Origin of the sequence: Devosia sp. (assembly GCF_028290625.1) — a bacterium.
In the GTDB taxonomy this organism is placed as follows: domain Bacteria; phylum Pseudomonadota; class Alphaproteobacteria; order Rhizobiales; family Devosiaceae; genus Devosia.
Map to the genome: position 1 here is coordinate 149,352 of NZ_JAQGJM010000038.1, position 24,309 is coordinate 173,660.

At 62.4% G+C, this 24,309-nt stretch carries 20 protein-coding genes; 6 read left to right on the top strand and 14 right to left on the bottom strand.

The window, feature by feature from the left end:
• Window positions 1-9 precede the first annotated feature (9 nt).
• Both smpB and dapA read right to left on the bottom strand, forming a co-directional pair.
• Complete coding sequence (gene smpB / locus JWR51_RS21745; RefSeq protein WP_299752700.1) at window positions 10-510, bottom strand: SsrA-binding protein SmpB; 501 nt, start codon at window positions 508-510, stop codon at window positions 10-12.
• Between the two features lie 7 nt (window positions 511-517).
• A complete protein-coding gene (gene dapA, locus JWR51_RS21750) occupies window positions 518-1,393 on the bottom strand; it encodes a 4-hydroxy-tetrahydrodipicolinate synthase (protein WP_299752703.1) in 876 nt (291 codons plus the stop codon).
• 249 nt (window positions 1,394-1,642) lie between these two features.
• On the opposite strand from dapA, the gene JWR51_RS21755 reads away from it, so the two are divergent.
• Window positions 1,643-3,664, top strand: a complete 2,022-nt coding sequence (locus tag JWR51_RS21755; protein WP_299752706.1) for a lytic transglycosylase domain-containing protein — start codon at window positions 1,643-1,645, stop codon at window positions 3,662-3,664.
• Between the two features lie 282 nt (window positions 3,665-3,946).
• Window positions 3,947-4,888 (top strand): alpha/beta hydrolase, encoded by a 942-nt coding sequence (locus JWR51_RS21760; protein ID WP_299752709.1) that lies wholly within the window; start codon window positions 3,947-3,949, stop codon window positions 4,886-4,888.
• Between the two features lie 17 nt (window positions 4,889-4,905).
• Here JWR51_RS21760 and JWR51_RS21765 read toward each other — a convergent pair whose 3' ends face one another.
• Window positions 4,906-6,738 (bottom strand): OmpA family protein, encoded by a 1,833-nt coding sequence (locus tag JWR51_RS21765; RefSeq protein ID WP_299752712.1) that lies wholly within the window; start codon window positions 6,736-6,738, stop codon window positions 4,906-4,908.
• Between the two features lie 287 nt (window positions 6,739-7,025).
• On the bottom strand, window positions 7,026-8,510 hold the full coding sequence (locus JWR51_RS21770) for a hypothetical protein (RefSeq protein ID WP_299752715.1): 1,485 nt from the start codon (window positions 8,508-8,510) through the stop codon (window positions 7,026-7,028).
• Between the two features lie 168 nt (window positions 8,511-8,678).
• On the opposite strand from JWR51_RS21770, the gene JWR51_RS21775 reads away from it, so the two are divergent.
• Window positions 8,679-8,876, top strand: a complete 198-nt coding sequence (locus tag JWR51_RS21775) for a hypothetical protein (RefSeq protein ID WP_299752718.1) — start codon at window positions 8,679-8,681, stop codon at window positions 8,874-8,876.
• Between the two features lie 71 nt (window positions 8,877-8,947).
• Complete coding sequence (locus JWR51_RS21780; protein WP_299752721.1) at window positions 8,948-9,688, top strand: SDR family NAD(P)-dependent oxidoreductase; 741 nt, start codon at window positions 8,948-8,950, stop codon at window positions 9,686-9,688.
• Window positions 9,689-9,835: 147 nt separating this feature from the next.
• Here JWR51_RS21780 and nagA read toward each other — a convergent pair whose 3' ends face one another.
• From nagA to JWR51_RS21795, 3 genes are read right to left on the bottom strand one after another with little or no spacing between them, the layout of a single operon-like run.
• Entirely contained in the window at window positions 9,836-10,996 is a 1,161-nt protein-coding gene (nagA, locus tag JWR51_RS21785; RefSeq protein ID WP_299752724.1) for an N-acetylglucosamine-6-phosphate deacetylase, read from the bottom strand.
• Window positions 10,993-12,003: an SIS domain-containing protein gene (locus JWR51_RS21790; protein ID WP_299752996.1), complete on the bottom strand. Its 1,011-nt coding sequence runs from the start codon at window positions 12,001-12,003 to the stop codon at window positions 10,993-10,995. Before JWR51_RS21790 ends, nagA begins: the two co-directional genes overlap by 4 nt.
• Window positions 12,004-12,029: 26 nt before the next feature.
• Complete coding sequence (locus JWR51_RS21795) at window positions 12,030-12,812, bottom strand: GntR family transcriptional regulator (protein WP_299752727.1); 783 nt, start codon at window positions 12,810-12,812, stop codon at window positions 12,030-12,032.
• 260 nt (window positions 12,813-13,072) lie between these two features.
• Here JWR51_RS21795 and JWR51_RS21800 point away from each other — a divergent pair, with 260 nt between their 5' ends.
• Entirely contained in the window at window positions 13,073-13,969 is an 897-nt protein-coding gene (locus tag JWR51_RS21800) for an N-acetylmuramic acid 6-phosphate etherase (protein ID WP_299752730.1), read from the top strand.
• 668 nt (window positions 13,970-14,637) lie between these two features.
• On the opposite strand, the gene JWR51_RS21805 is transcribed toward JWR51_RS21800, so the two are convergent.
• From JWR51_RS21805 to JWR51_RS21815, 3 genes are read right to left on the bottom strand one after another with little or no spacing between them, the layout of a single operon-like run.
• Window positions 14,638-15,699: a D-TA family PLP-dependent enzyme gene (locus JWR51_RS21805; RefSeq protein ID WP_299752733.1), complete on the bottom strand. Its 1,062-nt coding sequence runs from the start codon at window positions 15,697-15,699 to the stop codon at window positions 14,638-14,640.
• Window positions 15,696-16,472, bottom strand: a complete 777-nt coding sequence (locus JWR51_RS21810) for an SDR family oxidoreductase (protein ID WP_299752736.1) — start codon at window positions 16,470-16,472, stop codon at window positions 15,696-15,698. Before JWR51_RS21810 ends, JWR51_RS21805 begins: the two co-directional genes overlap by 4 nt.
• Window position 16,473: 1 nt before the next feature.
• Entirely contained in the window at window positions 16,474-16,857 is a 384-nt protein-coding gene (locus tag JWR51_RS21815) for a RidA family protein (RefSeq protein ID WP_299752739.1), read from the bottom strand.
• Window positions 16,858-17,050: 193 nt separating this feature from the next.
• On the opposite strand from JWR51_RS21815, the gene JWR51_RS21820 reads away from it, so the two are divergent.
• Window positions 17,051-18,508 carry a M81 family metallopeptidase gene (locus JWR51_RS21820; RefSeq protein ID WP_299752742.1) on the top strand — a complete coding sequence of 486 codons (1,458 nt, stop codon included), beginning with the start codon at window positions 17,051-17,053 and terminating at the stop codon, window positions 18,506-18,508.
• 211 nt (window positions 18,509-18,719) lie between these two features.
• On the opposite strand, the gene JWR51_RS21825 is transcribed toward JWR51_RS21820, so the two are convergent.
• The 4 genes from JWR51_RS21825 to JWR51_RS21840 all read right to left on the bottom strand — a co-directional run bounded on the left by JWR51_RS21825 (window position 18,720) and on the right by JWR51_RS21840 (window position 24,252).
• Entirely contained in the window at window positions 18,720-20,732 is a 2,013-nt protein-coding gene (locus tag JWR51_RS21825; RefSeq protein ID WP_299752745.1) for a beta-N-acetylhexosaminidase, read from the bottom strand.
• A 166-nt stretch (window positions 20,733-20,898) separates the two neighbouring features.
• Window positions 20,899-21,765: a MurR/RpiR family transcriptional regulator gene (locus tag JWR51_RS21830; RefSeq protein WP_299752748.1), complete on the bottom strand. Its 867-nt coding sequence runs from the start codon at window positions 21,763-21,765 to the stop codon at window positions 20,899-20,901.
• Between the two features lie 111 nt (window positions 21,766-21,876).
• Window positions 21,877-22,953, bottom strand: a complete 1,077-nt coding sequence (ugpC, locus tag JWR51_RS21835; RefSeq protein WP_299752751.1) for a sn-glycerol-3-phosphate ABC transporter ATP-binding protein UgpC — start codon at window positions 22,951-22,953, stop codon at window positions 21,877-21,879.
• An 84-nt stretch (window positions 22,954-23,037) separates the two neighbouring features.
• Window positions 23,038-24,252 carry an extracellular solute-binding protein gene (locus tag JWR51_RS21840; protein WP_299752754.1) on the bottom strand — a complete coding sequence of 405 codons (1,215 nt, stop codon included), beginning with the start codon at window positions 24,250-24,252 and terminating at the stop codon, window positions 23,038-23,040.
• Between the last annotated feature and the right edge of the window lie 57 nt (window positions 24,253-24,309).

The following is a 24,309-nucleotide window of genomic DNA, read 5'->3' on the forward strand; positions in this document are numbered from 1 at the left end:
GCGTGCCACTTAATCCCGAGCGCCGTTCTTCATGATGCGGGATTTGTCGCGGTTCCAGTCGCGGTCGCGCTCGGTTTCGCGCTTGTCGTAGTTCTTCTTGCCCTTGCCGATGCCGATCAAAACCTTGGCGCGACCCTGGTCGTTGAAGAACAGTTTGAGCGGCACGATGGTGTTGCCGGCGCGCGAAACTTCCTCACCAAGCTGGGCGAGTTGCTTTTTGGAAACAAGCAGTTTGCGTGGCCGCCTCTCCTCGTGGTTGAAGCGATTGGCCTGCAGGTATTCTGGGATATGGGCATTGATCAGCCACAGCTCGCCCTTTTCGGGCGACGCGTAGGACTCGGTGATCTGCGCCTTGCCCAGGCGCAGGGATTTGACCTCGGTGCCGGTCAGCACGAGACCGGCTTCCATGGTTTCGCCGATGGCATAATCGTAACGCGAACGGCGGTTTTCAGCCACGAGACCGTGGCTGATGACGCCGTTCTTGGCTTTGTCGTTCTTTGGACCGGCCATACTAAACCTAGATCAGCCCAGCATGGGCCATTGCAAAATCCATCGCATCACGCGTCGCCTTGCCGATCGGCACCAGCGGCAGGCGCAGTTCGTTGGCACACAGGTTCAACCGGTTGGCGACGTACTTTGCCGGCGCCGGGTTGGGCTCCATGAACAAGTCCTTGTGCAGATAGGCGAGTTTGTCGTTGATGGCACGGGCACCGGCGAAGTCACCGGCCAGCGACAGGTCCTGCATCTGCGAGCACAGGCGTGGCGCCACGTTGGCGGTCACCGAGATACAGCCATGGCCACCATGGGCGTTGAAACCCAGCGCCGTGCTGTCGTCGCCGGACAGCAGAATGAAGTCCTTGCCCAGCTTGTTGCGCTGCGCGGTGGTCCGCTCAAGACTGCCGGTGGCATCCTTGACGCCGATGATGTTGCTGTGAGCCTCGGCCAGGCGCGCAATGGTATCGACGGTGAGATCGACGATGGTGCGGCTTGGGACGCTATACAGAATAACCGGAATGCCTACAGCACCGGCGATAGCCGAGAAGTGCTGGAACAGGCCTTCCTGGTTGGGCTTGTTGTAATAGGGCACGACCGAAAGCACGGCATCAGCGCCGGTTTCTTCGGCGAAACGGGCGAGCGAAACGGCCTCGGCGGTCGCGTTGGACCCTGCCCCGGCGATCACCGGAACGCGCTTGTTGGCAACTTCGACGCAGATTTCGACGACGCGGCGATGCTCCTCATGGGACACGGTGGGGCTTTCGCCCGTCGTTCCCATGGGCACGAGGCCGTGGCTGCCCTCGGTGATCTGCCAATCGACAAAGGCCGAGAAGGCTTTCTCATCCACCGCTCCGTTGACGAAGGGGGTCATGAGCGCCGTGATAGAGCCTCTCAGCATGGTCGGAAAATCCTCATTGAATATGCCACAGTTCAGCCGTGGCGGGATGGCAGAACCCTATGATGGTCCGCCGATTGACGCGGCGCACCATACTTTTTGTTGGACGCCATCACAAGGACAAGCACGCCACAGCCAGCACGGATCATCGGCGCGAAACCTATTGTTCACCTAGATGGGGTAACTTTGGGTTAACCGCAAGGATGGGGCAACCTTGCTGGATCAGTTACGAGTACCAGTAGGGACGGCACTATGGACACTCGCCTCCGGGCCAGCGTGTTCGCTGCGGTTTTGGGCTTCCTGAGTATTGCCCCACTCACGCATGCGGTCACCAACGACGCCATCGACCTGACCACAACCGGCTCGATCCACGCCGAGGGCGCAGTTGTGACCGACGCCAAGGGGTCGCCGGAATTCCGGGCGGCGCTGGCGGTGTTGGCCGATGACAAGGCGGCGGACGCCTATGTGCTGGCGCGGGCATTGCCCAACGATACCGAGCGCCGGGCGGTCCAATGGGCGGCGATCTATTTCCATAGTGGCGACATCGACTATGCCAGCATTGCGCGCTTTGCCGCCGATGCGCCGGGCTTTGCCTCGGCGACGGACTACAAGACGCGACTGGAGCAATCGCTGACCAAGGCCAAGCCGGCGGGCGCGGAGGTTATCGCGCAACTGGGCGGGGCCGTGCCCAATACGATCGACGCGCAGATCATGCTGGCGCAGGCCTATGTCGCCGGTGGGCAGACGGCGCGCGCCACGACGCTGGCGCGCACCCTTTGGGTGGATGATTTCCTGACGGAAGCCCAAGAAAAACTGGTTCTGAATAGCTTGGGTGGCCTGCTGGATCGCGACACGCATTGGGCGCGGGCGGTGCACCTGATGATGCATGACCGGGCCAGTGCCACCGAGCGGCTATTGCCGTTTTTGACCCCGGCGCAGAAGAGCCTGGTGGTGGCGCGGGCGGCGGTGTCGCGTAACGATGCGAACGCCAAGAAGCTGCTGGATAATGTCGACCCCGCAATGCAGGCCAACCCGGTGTTCATTTTCTCGCGGGCGCAGCGGGCGCGGCAGTTCGAATTGTGGGACAGCGCGGTGGATTGGCTCGCCAAGGCCAAGGGCGAACTGCCGGACGCCGCGGAGTGGTGGTACGAGCGGCGGACGCTGACGCGGGCATTGCTCAATGTGGGCAAGCCGGATTTGGCCTATAAGGCGGCGGCTGGATATACGAACGGCCGGGAAGGGCGAATGGTGGAAGCCCATTTCCACGCGGGCTTCATCGCACTGTCTTTCCTCAAGGACGCGGCGAACGCCAAGGCGCATTTTGCCCAGATGGCAACGCATTCGACGCTGCCTGATACGGTGTCGCAGGCCAATTACTGGCTGGCACGGGCTGATCTGGCGCTGGGCGATACCATTGGCGCGCAGGCGGCTTACTCGGCGGCGGCGGAGCATGGCACGGTCTATTACGGATTGTTGGCGCGGACGGCTTTGGGCGAAGCCGGGGCTGGTATCAGGCCCCTGCCCGCCTGGCAGGATAGCGAGACGCTGTTCTCGGCCAATGAAGTGGTGCGGGCGGTGAAACTGCTGGCGGCCAACGGGCACGGTACCTGGGCAGTGCCGCTGCTGCGCAACCATGCGGCGGGGCTGAAAAGCGGCGGCGAATTGTTGCTGGCGGCGCGGCTGGCGCAGGAAATCGGCGCGCATCATCTGGCTATCACCATAGCCAATGATGCCGACAAGCAGGGCTTTGCCCTCGACCTGTTCAGCTTTCCCAAGGATGGGCTGGCGGCGGATGTTCCGCTGAAGGCCGATCGCGCGGCGGTTTATGCGATTACGCGGCAGGAATCGATGTTCCAGGTCGACGCGGTTTCGGTATCGGGAGCGATGGGGCTGATGCAGTTGATGCCAGGGACGGCCAAGGACACGGCGCGCGATGTCGGCGTCGATTACTCGGCGGCGCGGCTGACCAGCGATCCGGCCTATAATGCGCTGCTGGGATCGACCTATCTCGGCAAGCAATTGCAACGCTATGAGGGTTCGCTGCTGCTGGCGGCGGCGGCTTATAATGCGGGCCCTGGCAATGCCAGCAAGTGGATTACCGCCTATGGCGACCCGCGCGCCGACAATGTCGATCCGGTGGTCTGGGTCGAGCTGATCCCGTTCCAGGAAACGCGGAAGTATGTGCAGCGGGTGCTAGGGAACTATCTGGTGTACCGGCAGCGGCTCGGGGATACAGGCATGACCATGACGCAGGCATTGCGGACGATTGAGTGAGGCGGTTCGGGTTTGCGCATAGTCACCCGCTTCGCGCACTTCACTTAATACAGCTTAGCTTAGAGCTTAGCTTAATCTCCCCCATCCACCGGTCTTCCCGCGGACCTGATCCGCGGGCCACGGGCCGCTTGTGCCATGCTGATAGAGACCCGCGGATCAAGTCCGCGGGAAGGACGGTGGGGGGTGGGGAGCCTGGGGTTTACCATCCGGCACTGATTACAGTTTGCGCTTGAGGACCGATGCCCCCTGCCCGTAAATGGCGGGGCAATCGAGTGTTCGCCCATGTTCAAGAAGCGCAAATTTCCTGTTGATCATCCCGGCTTCGCGGCGCTGCCAGTGCAGATGGTGACGCTGGGGGACGGCGATCTGCAGGCGGCGGTGCATGTGAGCGGGACGCTGTCGAGCCGGCGCATCCCCGTGGTCTGCGTGCCGGGCTACCAGCGCAACATGACGGATTTCACCGAGTTTTCCGATTATTTTCAGCGTGTTGGCGGTGGGAACTGGCCCGTCGTGTTAATCGACCTGCCGGGGCGCGGGCGCAGCACCGACCGGGACGAAGCCGACGATTATGGCTCGCCGCGCGATGCGCGCGATTTGGCGGCGGTGCTGACGGCGCTCGGAATCGAGCGGGCAACCTTCATCGGCCAGGGCTACGGCGGACAGGTAACGATGACGCTGGCGGCGGTGCATCCGCTGCTGGTGGCCGGCGTGGTGCTGCTCGACGCGGGGCCGGTGACGGATTCCCGCGGCATCGTCCGGCTGCGCAATAATCTCAAGCATGTGGAAAGCTTGCGGGGCGCCAAGGCGGTGACGGCGGGATTTCGCAAGATGCTGCTGGGCGATTATCCCGGCAGCAGCGAGAGCCAACTCGACAGCCTGATGGCGCGCAGCCATTTCCTCGACAAGCGCGGGCGCGCCTGGCCGCTGCACGATCAAAGGCTGATCGCTGCGCTGGAGGCGTTCAGTTTCGACGACGTGCTGACGGCGCAATGGCCATTGTTCGACGCGCTCGAAGCGACGCCCCTAATGCTGCTGCGCACGCAGCTGACTGATCAGGTGCGACGCGAAACGTTTGAAGAAATGGTGCGCCGTCGGCCTGACGCGGTGGCGCTGACCATTGCAGGACAAGGCTCACCGGCGCTGTTCGACCAGCATGAAGAAATCGAGGCCGTAGCGGAATTCGCCATTGGGGTCAGCAGCAAGAGGCTGGGCAAGGCAGCATAGCCGCCTCGCCTTCAGGATCAGTCGACGTGGTGCTCAAGCACCTTGATGACGATGCGGCGGTTCAGCCGCTTGCCGGCGGTCGTATCGTTGTCGGCAATCGGCTGGGATTCTCCGTAGCCGACGGCATAGAGCCGCTCGGGCGCGATCTTGCGGGCGATCAGCGCGTCGATGACGGCTTCGGCGCGGGCCACCGAAAGCGCCAGATTGAGCTGGTCATCACCATCCGCATCGGTGTGGCCCTCGACATCGACATCTGCCGCGGGGCAAAGAGCAAGGTAGCCAGCCAATTCGTCCAGAGGCACGGAGGATTCCGGCGCGAGCACGGCGGCGCCGGACTGGAACAGGATGGCGTTGCGCGTCGAGAATTCGGCGACGCTGGCCTGACAGCCATCGAGCGGCGGCGGCGCGGTGATGTTCAGCGTCCATGCCGCACCGGCAGGGAGCGCCGCGACACTGGCCATCACGGCGTCGCGGGCGGCATTGGTCTGGGCCTTGCCGGAGAGGCTCCATTTGCCGATGGCGAAGCGCAACTGGCCGTTGTCCAGCTCCATCAGGGCGCGAATGCCGGCCTCGGCATTGAGGATGAAATCGTCCGGAGCACCATCGGTGATGGTTACGCCGGTAGTTGGCGCGCCAGTGATGACGCCGAAAAAGCGCAAAGCTGGATCGGCCGGAAGCTGACCGCTGAGCGTGACGGCACCCCCTACCCCGCGATCGGCGGTGAAGGCGTAGGCGGGGTCGACTTTGGCGGCGACCGGCTCGGTGACGGGAGGCTTTGGGGCCTCGGGCGCGGCGACGGGGGGCGCCGGCTCGGTGGCCTCCGGCGTCACGCCGGGCGCTAACGGTTGGACCGGAGCAGTCGGCTCGACGGGTGTCGCTTCAACGGGCGGCGCGGTTGGTTTGGTGGGCTCCGGCTCTGCGACGGGCTCGCTGGCATTCACCGGCGGCTTGGTTTTTGGTGGCGGGTTGGCGGCAGCGACGCCGACATCCAGCGTCCAGCCGGACGCCGCGAGCCTGCGGGTGGTGAAGGCCGCCTCGATCGCGGTTTTATCGGCGGCGGTGGCGGCGGTACCGGATACGGTCCAGTTCGTGCCGTTAAAGGCTGCGGTGCCGGTATCGAGCCATTTCAACAGGCCGAGCGCAGTGGTGGCAGAGACGATAAGATCGTCCGGCTCGCCGGAGGCATAAGTGATTGCTGCGACAGAGGGATTTCCCTCTGCAACGGCCAGGCTGGCTTTGGCGGCGACGTTGGGCAACATGCCGGTTAGGGCGACTGAGCCACCTGCCGTCTTGGCGGCAGACAGCAGATAGGGCATGGCGGGCGGTGCCTGAATCTCGTTGCGCGCCAGAAGGAGACCCTGCGGGGAACCGGCGGCAATCAGTTCGGCCAGAGCAGTGTAATCCTCGCTGGAACGGGCGATGCCGGTTAAAGTGATGCTCTCGCCATCCAGGGCGAAGCGGCCTTCACTCAGCCGCGCGAGGATGGCGAGGCCAAAATCGACGGCAGCCTGATAATTTTCGGGCGCACCGCGGCCTAGCTTGAGGAAATTGGTATCGGCGTCCTTGGTCTCGGAGAGGCGTTTGCGCGTGGCCTCATCGGGGGCGTAGCCATCGAAGACGATCACGCCACCAGATTGGCGCGTGGCGCTCATCCAGTAATCGGAGATCAGGGGCGATTGGACCGTGACGATGGAACCGGCCTGCGCCAGTTCGAGCGTCGCCGGGGCCGCGATTGTGCGCGCGTCACTATCCGATGCAGCATTGGCACCGCTCATCGTGGCGGCAAGCGCCGCTCCACCCAGAACCATCATCAGCCCAGGCGCAACCCACTTCACAACGAGCTTGATCATTCCGATTCCAGGCCTTTTCCGCACTGGCCGGACGCTAGAGCATTTTGGGCCCCGATGGAATGGAAATGGACGGCCTAAAGCACTGGTCTATCAGCAGTTCGGCGGCCAAAGCAGGCGGAATTGTGGCTTTAGCGCCAGCGGTGTTGAATGCGCCGGATGGACGCCGTACAGGCGGAACCCTTCCTGCGGACAAAGCGCCTAACAGGACCCATAGTGATCGACTGTCTACATAAAAAGAAAAGGCCCGGCGTGAGCCGGGCCTTTCCGTAGTCGAAGCTTTAGAAGACTTATTCGAAGGTCTTCGCGGCCTTGTAGGTCAGGCGGTAAGCGCCCTCGGAAGTAGCCTGGCCCTTGATCGAGGTGGTGAAACCACCGCCGGGAGCCCAAGCCAGTTCAGCCGAACCGTAGACGATCGCATCGTCGTAGCCAGCGAAGAACGTCGTATCGCGCCAGTAAGCGCCAACTTCGCCGGTGACCTTGATGGTCTCGGAGACAGCAGCGACGAGCTGAGCGGCAACCTGGAGGGTATTCTCATCACCAGCAACGTCGTTGTTGAAGTAGCGAGCGCCCAGGTTGATCTTCACGCCATCGGTAACAGCAGCACCGATGGAGCCACCGATACCAAAGCCATTGACTTCAGTACCGGCAGTCACGTTCTCGGCACGAGCATATTCACCCGACAGAGCAACGGTGAACATGTCGAAGGTTGCTTCGCCAGTCAGCATTGCATGAAGAGTGTTCGTCTCAACACCGCCAACAAAGTTCGTGTAGTCCTTGGTGAGGTAACCAACGGCCGCACGTACGCGGAAGTTGTCGAAGGTGCCGGTGGCACCAGCGTGGATGCCCCAGGCATCAACCTGGCCATCGAGAATGCCGATGGCAAGACCGGTGACATGGGCAGTGATGCCTTCGCCAGCATAGCTCAACACACCAACCAGGGTGCCAGCGCCATGTGCGTTAGTCAGAGTGCTACCAACAGCGTTGGTATCAGCATCTGCGCTATTGAGGTTTTCAAGGCCGACACCGACGTTCAGGCCATTGCCAAGGTCAGAAACGACCTGGATGACATGCTCGCCAGTGAAGTTGACGCGATCGCCGTCAGCATCGAAGCCGATACCATCGTCAACCGAATCCCAGCCAAACAGCTTGGTGAAGTTGAAGGGTTCGCTGTCGCCGAAGTTAGCGATCGAGGACTTCTTACCAGCCATGATGACGGTCGAGTCGCCGATGGAGACGTAACCTTCGTCGATGTAGAAATCGCTGTTGTCGACGCCGCCGACGCTGCTGTCAGCACCACCGAGGACGACACCATCAGCACCACCAACTACACCAAAACCTTCGCCTTCGTTGATAACGCGGGTCTGGCTAACCGACTTGATCTTGAGAACAGCCTTGGCAGGACCGAAGTCGCTGTCGGCCGTGCCAACAAATTTCAGCCAGGCTTCGACCTTGCTGTCCCAATCGGTTTCAAAACCGTCGGCAGCGGCGATATCGTCGCTCGAACCGATGATGCCATAAACGCCGACCGGCGTAGCAGCAACGACCAGGTCGCTACCGCTAAGATTGCCGTGACGATAGTCACCCCAGTTGAATTCATACGAAACGCCGCCCGAGATCTGCAGGCAGTTGGTGTCGGACGAGATCGTCAGGCCGGAAATACCAAGCGAGTCACAAACGTCAAGCGACGTCAGCACGCCCAGATCGGCAGCGAAGGCACCGGTCGAGAGACCAGCGGCAGCAACAGTACCGAGGATAAGGCTCTTGAGTTTCATTATTTGACCTCCAAAGTCAGTCATTCTTGGTGCCGGTTACCCGGCGGTTTGTCGAAACGCGACCACACTATCGTGGTGCAGTGTGTTGCCGTCGCGTTGCGACCGACAAACGATCCCATGCATGGATTCGCAAGACCCACTCTACGCATGCCCGCTGAGGACGCAATCATGCAAAAGCCCTTTTGGCGCCGCCACAATATGGTTGCAGGGTTGTTGTTGCAGATTCAGCACAGGTTTCGAAACCTCTTGTTAACCCGGCTGAACGAGGCGTTAAATATTGCGCGTTCGCAAGGCTTTAGCGATGAACGACTCCAGGAAATGCACGGTTTTGCCATGCATTCCGGCATTCTGATGCTATGGCATTGACGACGGCAAACGGCGCAATTGCGTCGGGATAGTGGCTGAAAGCGGCGAAAGCGCCATAGAGGAGAGATGGAATGACGACGACCAAGGTGGCGGTAATAACCGGTGGTGGCTCGGGAATCGGCCGTGCGGCGGCGCTGGGATTCGCGGCCGCGGGCTACAAAACCGCCATTTGCGGGCGCCGGAGCGAGGCACTGGAAGCGGTAACCGCGGAGACCGGCGGATATTGGGGACAATGCGATGTCACCGATCCGGCCGAGGTTGCCAAGTTTTTCGCCGGGGTGAAGACGGAGTTCGGCCAGATCGACGTGGTGTTCAACAATGCGGGGCGCTCGGCGCCGGCGGTGTCGTTCGGCGACGTTGACGTGGTGACCTGGCGTGAAATGATCGATACCAATCTCAACGGCGCCTTCTATGTCGCGCGCGAAGCGTTCCGGATCATGCGGGACCAGACGCCACAGGGCGGCCGCATCATCAATAATGGCTCAATCTCGGCCGACGTGCCCCGGCCGGGCGCGGCGGCGTATAATGCTTCCAAGCATGCGATCACCGGGCTGACCAAGACCATTTCGCTGGATGGCCGCGCCTTCAATATCGCCTGCGGGCAGATCGATATCGGCAATGCGGCGACGGATATGACCAGCAAGATGAGCGCTGGCGTACTGCAGGCCAATGGCACGATAATGCCTGAGCCGCGGATGGACGTGGCCAATGTGGTGGACGGGCTGCTCTATATGGCGGGGCTGCCGCTGAGTGCCAACGTGCAGTTCATGACCGTCATGGCCACCACCATGCCGTATATTGGCAGGGGGTAGAACGGGCGCATTCTTTCATGGAGCTCCAAAAACCCACGACGTCATTCCCGCGCAAGCGGGAGGCATTCGTTCGACACGGGCGGTTGAAGAAGAGTGGGTTCCCGCTTGCGCGGGAATGACATCGTGGGTGGGGAGGTATCGCGGGGCCTAGGCGCGGAACACTTCGACGCCGTCGACCCAGGTGGCGCGGACCTGGCGGTCGTCGGACAGGTGGACGAAGCTGGCTGAGGCGCTGGCCATCAGGTGGCCGTGAGTCGAGGCGAGGTCCATGGCTTCGGCGGGATAGAGCGAGGCCATGCGGATCGCTTCGTCCAGCTCGAGGCCGATGCGGTCCACCATGAAATTGACGGCGTCGATCATATCGAGATCGGCGCCGGCCAGCGTGCCGTCGGCAGTGCGCAGCGCGCCTTCGCTGCGGGTGATGGTGCGGCCATTGAGGGTGAAGGACACAAGGTCGGTGCCGGTCTGGGACATGGCGTCGGTGACGAGAAATATCCGGCCGGGGCCGCGCTTGGCGCGGAGGGCAGCGCCGATGGTGGCCGGATGGACATGAATGCCGTCGGCGATCAGGCCGGCAAACACTGAGGGCCGGTCGAGCACGGCGCCGGCTACGCCGGGCTCGCGGTTGCCCAATTGGCTCATGGCGTTGAATAGGTGTGTTGCCATGCTGGCTCCGGCATCGAAGGCGCGCGAGGCGACGTCATAGGACGCGTCTGAATGGCCGATGCTGACGACAATGCCGGCGGCGGTCAGCTTGGCGATCTGGTCGGGCGTGACGGTTTCGGCCGCAACAGTGCAGATAAGGTTGGGCACGAGGTCTTTGGCGGCGATGATGCGCGCCATGTCGGCGTCGTCCATGGGGCGGATCAGGGCGGGGTCATGGGTGCCCTTGCGGGCGACCGACAGGTGCGGCCCCTCCAGGTGCAGGCCGATGAATCCGGGGACACGCTCGCGATAGGCGGCGACGCCCGCCGCTATGGCGGCGACGTTGACCTGAACGGTGTCGGTAATCAGCGTCGGCAGGAGGGCCGTGGTGCCGAATTGCGCGTGGGCGGCGCAGATGGTGCGGATGGCGTCGAGCGAGGGATCGTTGTTGAACAGCACGCCGCCGCCGCCATTGACCTGCAGGTCGACAAAGCCGGGGACGATCATGCCGCCATCGAGCACGACCCGGCGGGCTTTGTCCGGTACCGCGTCGGCCGACGAGATGCCGGTGACGTAACCAAATTCGGCCAGCAGCGCGGCATCGTCGTGCCACGCGTGCCCGTCAAAAATGCGGGCGCCGGAAATGGCGAGAAGGTCGCTCATACGGTTTCGGTGACTTTCTTGAGGGCGGGTGGAATGTCGGGGTTGAGACCGCGATGGCGCGACAGCGCTTCGACAAATCCATAGAATGACACGATTAGCGCCAGCGGATCGGTTATCGGGTGGCCGGTGGCAGCAAAGGGTAGCGCCTTGGCGGCGCCAGGACGCTCGCTGGTCAGGAATGCCAGCGCGCCCTGCCCGGCCAGCTTGTGGGCCATGTCGGCCACTGATGCTTCGGCGGCATCACGCGCGGCCAAACCCAGAACCGGGTAGCCGGGCGTCACGATGGCCACGGGTCCGTGCATCACTTCAGCGGCGCTGTAGGACTCGGCCTGGATGTTGCACGTTTCCTTGAACTTAAGGGCGGCTTCATTGGCGATGGCCCAGCCGGGGCCGCGACCAAGGACGTAGAGAGCATTGTGGCCATCGAGCGCGGTGACCATTTCGGACCAGTCACAGGCGACGGCTTTGGCCAGGGATTCGGGGAGCGCGTGGACGGCGGTGTTCAAGGCTTCGTCGCCGCTCCATTCGGCGAGCAGAGCCAGGCCCGCGACGATGGAGGTGGCGAAGGTCTTGGTGGCGGCGACGCTCTTTTCGAGCCCGGCGTGCAAGTCGATGGTGAAATCCGAAGCTTCGGCCAGGGGCGAGGCGGCGGTATTGGTGATGCCGATCAGAGTGGCGCCGCTGCGGCGGGTGGATTGGGCCATGCCGACGATGTCGGGGCTCTTGCCGGACTGGGAGATGGCAATTGCGGCGGCACGATCCAGCTTGAGGTCGCGGCCATAGATCGAGGCGATGGAGGGGCCGATGGAGGCAACTGGAAGGCCCAGGGTCAGCTCGATGGCGTATTTGAGATAGGCGCAGGCATGGTCGGACGAACCGCGGGCGACGGTGACCACGATGGACGGGTTTTTCTCGCGCAGCGCGGCGGCGGCGGCCGATAAGGTGCCTGCGCTCTGCGTGAGGAAATTGGCGACCACATCGGGAATCTGTTCGATCTCGGCGCGCATGTGGGTCTGGTTGGTCAGTGCAGTCGTCAAGGCTTGGTGCCTCCGGAACTATCGCCGAGCCGCAACTCGGCGACGAAATCATAGGTATCGCCGCGATAAATCGAGCGGGTGAATTCGATGACACGACCGGACGCCAGATAGGACGTGCGTTCGATATTGAGGCCGGCCGAGCCCTCGGGGACTTGGAGCAGGCCGGCATCTTCCTCGCCGAGATTGGCGGCGCGAATGCGCTGGATGGCGCGAACGGGCCGATTGCCGCTTTTGTCGAGGTGCTTATAGAGCGAGTCGGCGATGGCGAGGGGATCGGGCAGGATTTCGCTGGACAGACTGGCGCGCTCGATGGCCAGCGGCGTGTCGCCGGTGAGGCGCAGGCGCGAAATGCGAGCGACGCGATCGGACGCGGACAGGCCCAGGATCAGCATTTCATCGGGCGACGGCAAATAGAGCCCGCGATCGAGCCATTGGGCACGAACGATCATGCCGCGCCGGGCCATGTCGTCAGTGAAAGAGGTCAGTTGCGACAGCGACTGCTCGACGCGCTGGGTGCGCGGGGCGACGAAGGTGCCCGAGCCATGACGCTGCACCAGGATGCCATCGCGCACCAATTGCAGCACGGCCTTGCGCACGGTCACGCGGGAAACATCGACCTTTTGCGCTAGGTCGCGCTCGGAGGGGAGCGCATCGCCGGGGTTGATCTGGCCGGAATGGATAGCGTCTTCGATCCAGCGCTTGAGCTGCAGATATAAAGGCCCGCCGGAGGGCAGGACCACACTCTGATCGGCAAAAAAACGCTCGGACAGATCAGCCAAAACTCTTCAACCCCGCTCCAACGCCAAACCTTTGAGAGGCGTAACCGTCGCATGGCGATGCGTCCAATAGAAAATTGAGCGCGACTTATAATACCAATAAAATACCATTCACCAAGTGCAAAAGGAAGATTTCTGCACTGCGTCATAAAGCACGGGCTGCCTCATATTTCTGGGGGTTTTTGGCGGATTTCCGCCCCGAAAAGCGGCAGTCAGTGGACAAGTGGTATTTTTTTGGCATTATCGGCGCGAAGGAGTTTTGCATGGCTATAGCACAAACAGAAATGACCCATGGCAGCGTCAAGGGGCTAGATTTGCTCGCCCCGCATGACGCTTTGCGGATTCTGGCCGTGGCACAAGCCGAGGCGGCTCGCGTCGTGGAAACGGCAATCCCCGAGATCGCCGCTGCGGCGCAATTGGCGGCTGATTGCGTGGCAGCCGGCGGGCAGTTAATTTATGCGGCGGCTGGCAGTTCGGGTTTGATGGCACTGGCGGACGGGCTGGAATTGCCGGGTACTTACGGCATCCCCAACGCGCGGATCAAGATCCTACTCGCGGGCGGCGTTGCCGGGCTATCCGACATGGCGGGCGCGCCAGAAGATGACGAAGACGAGGCGCGGGCAGCCATGGAAGGCGCCGGCGTCAAGGCCGGCGATTGCGTGATAGCGGTGACAGCGAGTGGGCGGACACCGTTTCCGCTGACGGCGGTCGGGATCGCGCGGGCGGCAGGGGCGAAAACCATCGGTATCGCCAATAATGCCGGAGCGGCATTGTTCGAATTGGTGGATGTGGCCATCTGCCTGCCGACGCCGCCGGAGGTGATTGCCGGCTCGACGCGGATGGGCGCGGGTACGGCGCAGAAGATCGCGCTCAACATGCTGTCGACCATGATGGCAATCCATCTCGGCCATGTGCATGACGGCTATATGGTCAATGTGCTGGCGGATAACATCAAGCTCAAGGGGCGGGCGAGGCGGATCGTGATGGCGGTGACCGGGGTGTCGGAGGACGTGGCCGCGCAAGCGTTGGATGTTGCGGGCGGCAGGGTGAAAGTGGCGATATTGTTGGCGGCGGGAGCGGATGGCGTTGCAGGGGCCGAGCGGCTTTTGACGCGGAGTCGGGGGAGGCTAAGGGGTGCGCTGACGGAGTTGGAGCGCTAAAGGCGGGCAAGCCAAGCCCGGCACATCAAGCTATCCCGACTCCCAACGCTGTGGCAGCAGATGAAGCCTATCTTTTCGCCGGATACGCGATGACTTTGACATATCGACAGGCAACGGCGAGGAACGTAACCATCCTCGTCATACTTTCGTGTTCCGTCCTGTTTCCAATTCTTATATCCGTGATTGTGAACTACACTGGAGAATTTGTAGATTACACCGGAATTTCAGAAGCCATATCTCGCGGAAACTCAAATATCAGAGAAAATTCTGATTTGTTCGCTGGTGAACGGCATCGAACGTTCATAGCATCGTACTCCATTTCTGCGTATTTCTGGAAGATAAACCTTATCGTCTCGCTAATTCTCGTCTTATTTCACGTTGCTGTCCAAATTAGGATGGATGGTTGGCGATTTTTATATAGAAGAAGATCAATTTTTGTAACTATATTCTTTCTCTTAATGACCTTTTGTGCCGTATATTTTATCTATTTCAAGGTGGGACTATTTTTGAACGAAGGACGAAAAAGTACTCCGCCAAACGTTTTCGGATTGGTAATTTATTCGATATGTTCGGCAATGCCTTCAATTTCTCTTTTTCGAATATTCTCATTGGTTCCAGGCACTAAGCCTTGAAGCTCCATCTGGCGTATTCTGCCTATGGCACAAGTGCTAGTCCACCCTGCCCCGGGCAGCTACTACCACCCGCTCCACCAGCTTCCCGCCAGAAATCAGGCTCACCTCATCGAACAGGTTGCTGACGACGCAGGCGTGATTGGGGATGATGCGGAGTTTTTCGCCGATGGCGGGCTTCGTGGCGCAGTTGGTCAAGTCGATGTGGCCATGCTCTTCGCTGAGGCCAGTGATGACCGCCTCCGGGTAAGCTTCGATGAGGCCGAACCCGACCATCCCTAAGGTGTCGCTGGTGAGGGATTTGGAGCCGGCATCGATGATGGCGCGGTTTTCGGTGGGGCGGCTGACGACGGTGGCGAGGACGGTGAGGGCGCAATCGGCGAAGATGCCGACGTTCCGCGCGACCTGCGAGCGATCCATGTAGATATATGTGCCGGGGCGGTGCTCGGTGGCGGCGGTGACCTCGTGGGCGCGCCAGAGATCGGGCGAGCCGCCATTGGAGATGACGCGGGCGGGCAGATCGGCGGCGATCAGGGCATCGCGAGCAGAGGCCAGCCAGGCGGCGTTGGTTTCGACCTGGCCGGCGGCCGGATAGGTCATGAGGCCGTCGAAGACGAGGCCCGGGGCGGCGGCGATGTATTGGGCGAGAATGACCGCGTCGGCAGGCGACTGGACGCCACAGCGGCCCATGCCGGTGTCGCATTCCACCAGCACGCGCAAGGGCTTACTGGCGCTAGCGAACATGGTGGACAAGCCATCGACGGTGATGGTGCTGTCGGCCGTCACGGCGATGCTGACGCGTTCGTTGAGGACACGCAGGCGGGCGAGCTTCTCGGCGCCGATGATGTTGTAGGGCAGGAAGATATCGGTGATGCCTGCATCGGCCATGACTTCGGCTTCGCCCAGCTTCTGTACGGTAATGCCGATGGCGCCAAGTTCGATGGCGCGCTTGGCGAAGCGGGGCAGCTTGTGGGTCTTGATGTGGGGGCGCAGCGGCAGGTCATGCTTGTCGGCATAGGCCTGGGCGCGGGCGAGATTGGCCTCGACGCGGTCGATATCGATGAGGACGGCGGGGGTGTCGATGTCGGTGAAATCGGTCATTTTGGAGCTTTCAGCACATCATTGACGAAGCGGAGATTGCCGGCGCTGAGGCCGGCATCGACCGGAAGCACGGTGCCGGTAATGCCGGAGGCGGCGGGCGAGGCAAGGAAGGCGACGGCATCGGCGACTTCGGTGGGCGAGACCAGGCGGCCGAGTGGATAGTGCGGCAGTACATTATCCAGCAGGTTCGGATTGGCGGCGAGGCGGTGATCCCAGGCGGGGGTGCGGACCGAGCCGGGGGCCACCACATTGGCGCGGACGCCCTGCCCGCCCCGCTCGAGCGCGATGGCCTTGGCATAGGCGATGAGGCCGGCCTTGGCGGCGGAATAGGCCGGATTGCCGTAGTGGGCGAGGCCGTTGACCGAGGAGATGAACACCAGGCTGCCGGAGCCGCGGGCGGCCATGGCTTCGACAATCGGCGCGGTCAGCGCGTAGGCGCCGTTGAGGTTGATGGCGACTTCGGAGGCCCAGACGGCGGGATCGACCTGGTCGAGGATTTCAGCGCGGGTGAAGCCGGCATTGGAGACGACGATGTCGGGGGCGCCGTGTTCGGCGATGTAGGCGGTGACCGCCGTGGTGGTTGCGGCCATGTCCGCAAGGTCGCAGACCAGAGTGTGATCGAGGCCCAGATCCACAAGTAAAGCGGGGTCGCGGTCGGCGCCGGAAACGCGGGCGCCGGCGGCCTTGAAGGCGGCGACTATCGCGTGGCCGATGCCGCCGCCGGCGCCGGTGATGAGGACTATCTGGCCGTCGAGACGGAGGAACGCGTTCATCTCACGGTGCCTTATAGGCGGTGCATTCGATCTCGACCTTGCAGTCGACCATCATGTGGGCCTGGACGGCGGCGCGGGCGGGCGGATTGTCGCCGAAATAGGATTTGTAGACGGCGTTGAAGCTCCAGAAATCGCGCGGGTCATCGAGCCAGACGCCGCAGCGGACGACGTGTTCGAGACCGTAGCCAGCTTCATTGAGGATGGCGACGAGGTTGGCGATGGTCTTGTGGGTCTGCTCGACGATGCCGCCGTTGATGATTTCGCCGTTTTCCATGGCCACCTGGCCGGAAACGAAGAGAAAGCCGCCGGCTTCGACAGCGCGGGCGAAGGGGAGATTTTGGCCGCCGGCACCGGATTTGTCTGCGCCGTAGCGTTTGATGGACATTGGAGGCCTCCGAGGGATTTCTGAAAGGGAATTTCGTAGATGATAGCTATATCGTGGCTTTAGCGGTGTTTCTTCCCCAAAATGGGGCTATTTTTGTAAATTCCTTACGTGATCGACACGGTTTGGCTGTGGTATCGTACGCCAAGGCGCGCTGTCGCCAAGCTCTATTTGATCCCCAATTGCGAGTCATCCGTTGCGCATTTTTACCGCCGCCCTGGCCACGGAAACCAACACGTTTTCACCTATCAGCATCGACAAGCGCGCGTTCGAAGCTTCGCTCTATGCGCGACCGGGCGAGCATCCGGCGACGCCGACGCTGTGCACGGCGCCGATCACGGTGGGGCGCGAGGTTTGCGCGGCAGAGGGGTGGGAGCTGATCGAGGGGACCGCGACCTGGGCCGATCCGGCGGGGCTGATCAACCGGACGACCTATGAGGAATTGCGCGACGAGATTTTGGTTCAGTTGCGGGCGGCTATGCCGGTGGATGGCGTGGTGCTCGGGCTGCATGGGGCGATGGTGGCGCAGGGCTATGACGATCCCGAGGGCGATTTCCTGAGCCGGGTGCGCGACATCGTCGGGGCGGATGTGCTGGTCTGTGCGGAGCTTGATCCGCATTCGCATCTGACCGCCAAACGGGTGGCGGCGGCGAATTTCTTCGTGGTGTTCAAGGAGTTTCCGCATACCGATTTCGTTGACCGGGCGCGGGACTTATGGGCGATCGCGGTGCGGGCGCTCAAGGGCGAGATCAAGCCGGTGATGTCGGTGTTCGATTGCCGGATGATCGATGTGTTTCCGACGAGCAAGGATCCGATGCGCAGCTTCGTGGACCGGCTGTTCGTGCTGGAGAAGAGCGATCCGGCGATCCTGTCGATTTCGGTGATCCATGGCTTTATGGCGGCGGATGTGCCGGAGCTGGGGACGCGGATGATCGTGGTGACGGATGACCGCGCGGATATTGGCGACGCGCTGGCGGAAAAGCTGGGGCGCGAGCTGTTCGCGATGCGCGGGACGTTCATGGTCAAGCAGGTGGACGAGGTTGCGGCGGTCGAGAAAGCCATGGCAGCGAGTGTTGGGCCGGTGGTGATCGCGGATGTTTGGGACAATCCCGGCGGCGGGACGGCGGGGGATGCGACGGTGTTGTTGGCCGAGTTGATCCGGCGCGGGACGACGGATGTCGCAGTGGGGACGATCTGGGACCCGATCGCGGTGCAGATTTGCTTTGCCGCCGGTGAAGGCGCGGAGATTGCACTGCGGTTCGGGGCGAAGTCGGCGCCGGAGACGGGATCGCCGATCGACAAGCGGGTGGTGGTGAGGAAGCTCGTGGTCGACGCGCAAATGCGGTTCGGCGAGAGTTTTGCCCCGTTTGGGGATGCCGCGTGGGTGAGTTTTGACGGGATCGATGTGATCCTGAATTCAACACGGGCGCAGAGTTTTGATCCGAGCCTGTTTTCGGCGCTGGGGATCGATCCGAAATCGCGCAAGATCCTGCTGATCAAGTCGACGAACCATTTTTATGACTCGTTCTCGAAGATCGCGAGCGAGATTGTATATTGCTCGGCGGGGCGACCGTATCCGAATACGCCGGCGACGACGGATTATCGCAAGGCGCGGCGGACGATCTGGCCGATGGTGGAAAATCCGTGGGGGTGATTGTGCCACGCCCTCGTGGTTCGAGGCTCGCAAGAACTCGCACCTCACCATGAGGGCTACTGGGATATCGCCGTGGCGCTAAGATCTCGCCGTGACGGCTACCTGACGTGGCTGCAGCGCTCCTGAGAAGCGCCGCCAAGTTCCTGAGACTTCATGGTGAGGTGCGAGTTCTTATGAGCCTCGAACCACGAGGTCGGTGAGCGCTGACTCCCTACTCCGCCCAATTCCCATACATGATCGGCATCATGCCGGCGAAGGCCGAGAACCGCGTCCAGGACTTGCGTTCGGGCAAGGTCCAGCCGGCTTCGGCGATGGCGGAGATGCGGGGGAAGACGAGGCGGTCGAAGATGGCGCGGTCGGTCATGGGTTCGGACCAGATGCAGGATTGCACGCCGAGCAGGTGCTTGACGGCTTCGGGGGTCATGCCGTCGCGGGCCTCGAAGGTGTAGGTTTCCTCGGGGCCGGACCAGCCGGCCCAGCCGGCGCCGGGCTCGGACCAGGAAATGCCGTTGGCCATGTCGAGATAGTAGCGCTGGCCGGGGGAGACGACGATGTCGTAGCCCTGCGCGGCGAGGGCCGCGTTGATTTCGACATTGCGCCAGCCGACCAGATAGGAATTGGACTTGTCGACGGCGTTGCCATGAGCGGCCTCTTCCCAGCCGCCGGTGATGGCGCCTTTGCTGGCGATGATCTGGTGGACGCGCTTGACGAAATAGCCCTGCAGGATCGCGGTGGGGGAGTCTTCGATTTCGTCGGCACCACCGTGATTGCCGAGCTGGTTGAGCTGGGCCTCGTGCTTCTTGCGCATTTCGGGGCCGGCGAGCTTTTCCAGCAGGTCAAGCGCCAAAGGCGAGCCGGACCAGGCGGCGAGCGGAACTTCGTCGGCGCCGAGGTGGAAGATGCCGCCGGGGAAGAGGTCCAGCATTTCGGTGATGACGGTATTGAGGAAGGTGTAGGTCTCCTCCATCGCCGGGTTGAGGCAATTGTTAGGGAAGCCCTGGACGGACTGGTATTCGCCGACTTCGTTGGGGTCGCGCAGCTGCGGCAGCGATTGCAAGAGCGCGTAGCAGTGGCCGGGCATGTCGATTTCGGGGACGACCTGGATGCCGAGGCTATCGGCGAGCGCGACAATCTGGCGGATCACCGGCTTGGAATAGTAGCCGCCGGTGGGATGCGGGCCGCTACCGAGCATGGGCGGCAACGCCTTGCCATGGCCGCGCCAGGCGCCGATTTCGGTGAGCTGCGGATAGGCATCGATTTCGACGCGCCAGGCCTCGTCTTCGCTGAGGTGCCAGTGGAAGCGGTTCATCTTGTTCCAGGCAATCAGCTTGAGCAGGCGGCTGACTTCGGCGCCGGTATAGAACTGGCGAGCGACGTCGAGATGGGTGCCGCGCCAGACCAGGCCCGGCTCATCGGTGATGGTGCCGCCGGAGGGGAAGACCAGCGTGTGCGGATGTTGCTTGGCGCCGCGCAGGATCTGGCCGGTGGTGATGAGGCCATAGAGGAAGCCGGCGCGAGCGGTCGCCGAGATGGTGACGGCGTCCTCGGCAAAGGCGATCTCATAGGCTTCGGCGCCGAGGCCGGATTTTGGCTTCAGATGGACCGGCATGCCGCCTTCGGAGGCGGGGCGGACCAGGGCTTCGACGGGGAACAGGTCGTCGACCAGTTTGGCGAAGGCCGCGGCGGCCTTGGTGGCGGCCTCGCCTTCGGGGAGCGGATTGAGACCCTGGGGGACGGCGCGGGCGCCGGTGACGGAGACGTTTTTGGGCCAGGGAATGATCGAGACCGAGACAGGGGTCTTGGCGGGCATTGGGAAGCGCGCGGCGCCCTTGAGCAGCGGGGCATTGCCGGCGGTGGAATGGGTGGGTGTGGTGATGACCGGCAGAATGGTGTCATCGGCCAGCGTTACGTAGGAGGAATTGGCGCCGTCGCTCCAGTGGCGCAGGCCATAGGACAGGCCGCGGGCGGTGACGGTCCAGGTTTCGCCGGGGGCGAGGACGTAACCGGCCGGCGGGGCGAACAGGGAATGGTTGGAGAGGCGCTTTTCGAGGACGCCGCCTTCTATTTGGGCATGCGGATCGATGCGCGCGGGGCCGCTGAGGCCGAGCTTGAAATTGCTGATCGGCGTGGTGCCGTTATTGGTCAGCTTGATCGCATAGGACAAGGGCTCGGTTGCGGTAGCCGGGGTCCAGATGGTGGCGAGATTCAAGGTGGGGGCGGTCATGTATCGTACTCTTCGTGAACCTGTTGGCACGCCCTCGTGGTTCGAGGCTCGTGAAGAACTCGCACCTCACCATGAGGGCTACTGTAACGGCGGTGCTCCAGTAGCCCTCATGGTGAGGCGGGAGCGCAGCGACCCTCGAACCACGAGGGCGTGACTGGATTTCGCATCAGTCCCCCAAAGGCTGACTGTCGTCGCCGTCGCGGTTGACGACGAGCTGGTGCTTGATGCGTCGCATGCTGGCGACGGCGGGAGGGCCGAGGCGGGTGGCGATGGTTTGGGACAGAATGTCGACCATAGACAGGAACGCATAGCGGCCGGTGGTGGGCTGGAAAATATCGGGGTTTTCGGCGCGGTCGATCGGCAGCAGTACATCGGCCTTGTCGGACATGGGCGAGCGCGAGCGGGTGATGACGATGCGCGGCAAGCCGTATTCGCCAGCCGCCGTGAGCGCCTTGACCAGCGGCAGGTTGTTGCCGCTGAGCGAGAAGGCGATGATCACGGTGCCCGTGGGGGCACTGGCGGCGCGCATCAACTGGGCCTGATGATCGATCGAGGAAGCCACCTTGAGGCCGAGGCGGAACAGGCGCATTTCCATTTCGGTGGCAACCATCGAGGATGAGCCGCCGGAGCCGAAGGTGAGCACGAAGCTGGATTTGATGATGGTTTCAGCGGCGCGTTCGATGGCGTCGAAATCGAGGTGGTCGAAGGTGTCGTAGATGGTGGACTGGATGGAATTGACCACGCCCTGGGCGATTTCGCGCACGCTTTTGGGGCCATTGGCCGGCACCACATAGCGTTGGCCGACAAAGCGGCTCTGGGCCAGGCGAACCTTGAAATCAGCATAGCTGTCGCAGCCGAGGCGACGGCAGAAGCGGGTGACGGTGGGCGGGGAGACTTCCGCCTGGGCGGCGAGGTCGACAATGGACATTTTCAGCACGGATTCGACATCGAGCAGGATGATGTCGGTCAGCACGCGCTCGGACCGGGTAAACTCGCTCTTTTCGGACTGCAGGACGCCGACGATGTCGAGCATGGCTTTGGTCTCTGAAACTGGGATCGATACCATAGTCAGCAACCCCCTACCCCAGCGTTCCCGCCAGGGACCGGTGGGGCTTTCTAGGCGGGCTCCTGACCTCTGGCCGCGTTAGTAAACCGCGAGGCCGGCGGTGTCGAACAGGTGGGCGGAGGACAGCTTGAAGCCGATTTCGAGGGGAGCGCCCTCTTCGATCTTGGGGTCGCCCTCGAACAGGGCAATGAAGGTCTCGCCGCCGGGGAGATCGGCATAGAGCACGGTGTGGATGCCCAGGTGCTCGACGATCTTGGGGGTGACGGTCAGGGTGAAATCGCTCTTGCCGAGCACCAGATGCTCGGGGCGAATGCCCAGGGTGACAGTATCGCCGGCAACCCGCTTGGTGGCGCGCGGCAGGGCGATGGTGCCCAAGGCGCCGAGATCGATGGTCACATTGGTGCCGTCGGATGTCGTCGCGTTGCCCTGGATGAAATTCATCTTGGGGCTGCCAATGAAGCTGGCGACGAACTTGTTGTCGGGCTTGTGGTAGAGCTCGAGCGGCGAGCCGATCTGCTCGATCAGGCCGGCATTCATCACCACGATCTTGTCGGCCATGGTCATCGCTTCGACCTGGTCATGGGTGACGTAGATCATGGTGGAGCCGAGCTTCTTGTGCAGTTCCATCAGCTCGATGCGCATTTCGGAACGGAGCGCGGCGTCGAGGTTGGAGAGCGGCTCGTCGAACAGGAAAATCTGTGGCTGGCGGACGATGGCGCGGCCGATGGCGACGCGCTGGCGCTGACCGCCGCTAAGGGTGCCGGGGCGCTGTTCGAGGCGGGCATCGAGCTGCAGGACCTTGGCGGCGCGGCCGACGCGCTCCTTGACCTGGTCATTGGGCAGGCGTTCGACGCGCAGCGGGAAGGCGATGTTTTCGAACACGGTCATATGCGGGTAGAGCGCATAGGACTGGAACACCATGGCGATGCCGCGCTTGACCGGTGGCAGGTCGTTGACGACCTTGTCGCCGATGACGATGTCGCCGCTGGTGATATCTTCGAGGCCCGCAATCATGCGCAGCAGCGTGGACTTGCCGCAGCCGGAAGGGCCGACAAAGACCACAAACTCGCCCTGCGACACTTCCAGGTCGATGCCCTTGATGATCTGGGTATCGCCGAAGGACTTTTCGAGGTGCTTGAGGCTGAGCTGGGACATGGGCGCAGAGTCTCCGGTCGGGCATGCCGACAGTTCAAAATGAGGTCCGCTGCCGCCCGGAGGCGGCAGCGGGAAGCAACAAGCTTACTTGTACTGCTCGAGCTCGGCAGCGGCCTTGGTGAGGGCAGCCTGAGGTTCGGCAGCGCCGGTGACGACGGACTGAACCATTTCGATCATGACGTTCTGCAGGCCGAGATAGTCGGTCAGCAGCGGCTCTGGGCCACCATAAGCGATACCGTCGAAGAACGGCTTCCAGTTGGGATCGGCAGCGACGATGGCGTCGGCAGCCGCACCCGGACGCAGCGGGGTCAGACCCTGCTCGGCTTCATAGGCGGTCTGGTTTTCGGCATTGGTGATGAACTTGGCCAGATCGATGGCCTTTTCTTCAACGCCCGTGCCCTTGAACACAGCCATCGAGTCGGTGATCAGCAGCGTGCCGGGACCCTTGGCCGATGGGCCCTGGGGCAAGGTGGTGACACCCCACTTGAAGGGCGAGTCCTTGAGCAGGTTGATCGCACCCGAAGCAGCCTGGATCATGCCCAGCTTGCCATCGAGGAAGATGGCGCGCACTTCGTTCTGCTCGTAAGCGGTCGGGCCTTCTTCCGAGTAGGGAACGATGTCCTTGATCGCGGTGAGGGCTTCCAGGTTCTGCTTGCTATCGAGCACGATGTTGTTGTCGGCATCGATGACCAGGCCGTCATTGGAATAAACCCAATGGAGGAACTGGTGCATCGTGTTGTCGAAGGTCTTGGCGACGAGGCCATAGCCGGCAGCATCGGTCTTCTCGGTGATGGCCTTGGCGTCGGCGATTTCCTCGGCGAACGTGGTCGGTGGCTTCTCGGGATCAAGGCCAGCGGCCGCGAACAGGTCCTTGTTCCAATACAGGGCCTTGGTCGAGAACGCGACCGGACGGCCCCACTGCTTGCCATCGAAGGTTACGGTGTCGGCGACGTAAGGATAGTAGCCGGCCTTTTCTTCGTCGGTCATCGGAATGTCGACGATGAGGTCGTTCGAAGCGAGCTGCTTGAGCGCGCGCGAACCGATATAGGCGAGACCCACGGGGGTGCCGGCGACGGCAAGCGTGGTCACCTTATCCTGGCACTGGCCCCAGCCAACAACCTCGGGGGCAACCTTCCAACCTGGATTGGCGGCTTCCCACGTGGCGATGGTGGCGACGTGGACGGCGCTGAGCGTATCGCCGCATTCCACGAAGCTGATGGTCTGGTCCTGCGCGGCGGCATAAGCCGTCGAAGCAAGCAGCGCGAGCATCGCACCACCCAGAATCCTGGTATTTTTCATGTTTGTACCTTCCCTTGCTTTACTGGCTCCCGAAGGAGCGAGTCCCTTTATTGAGCG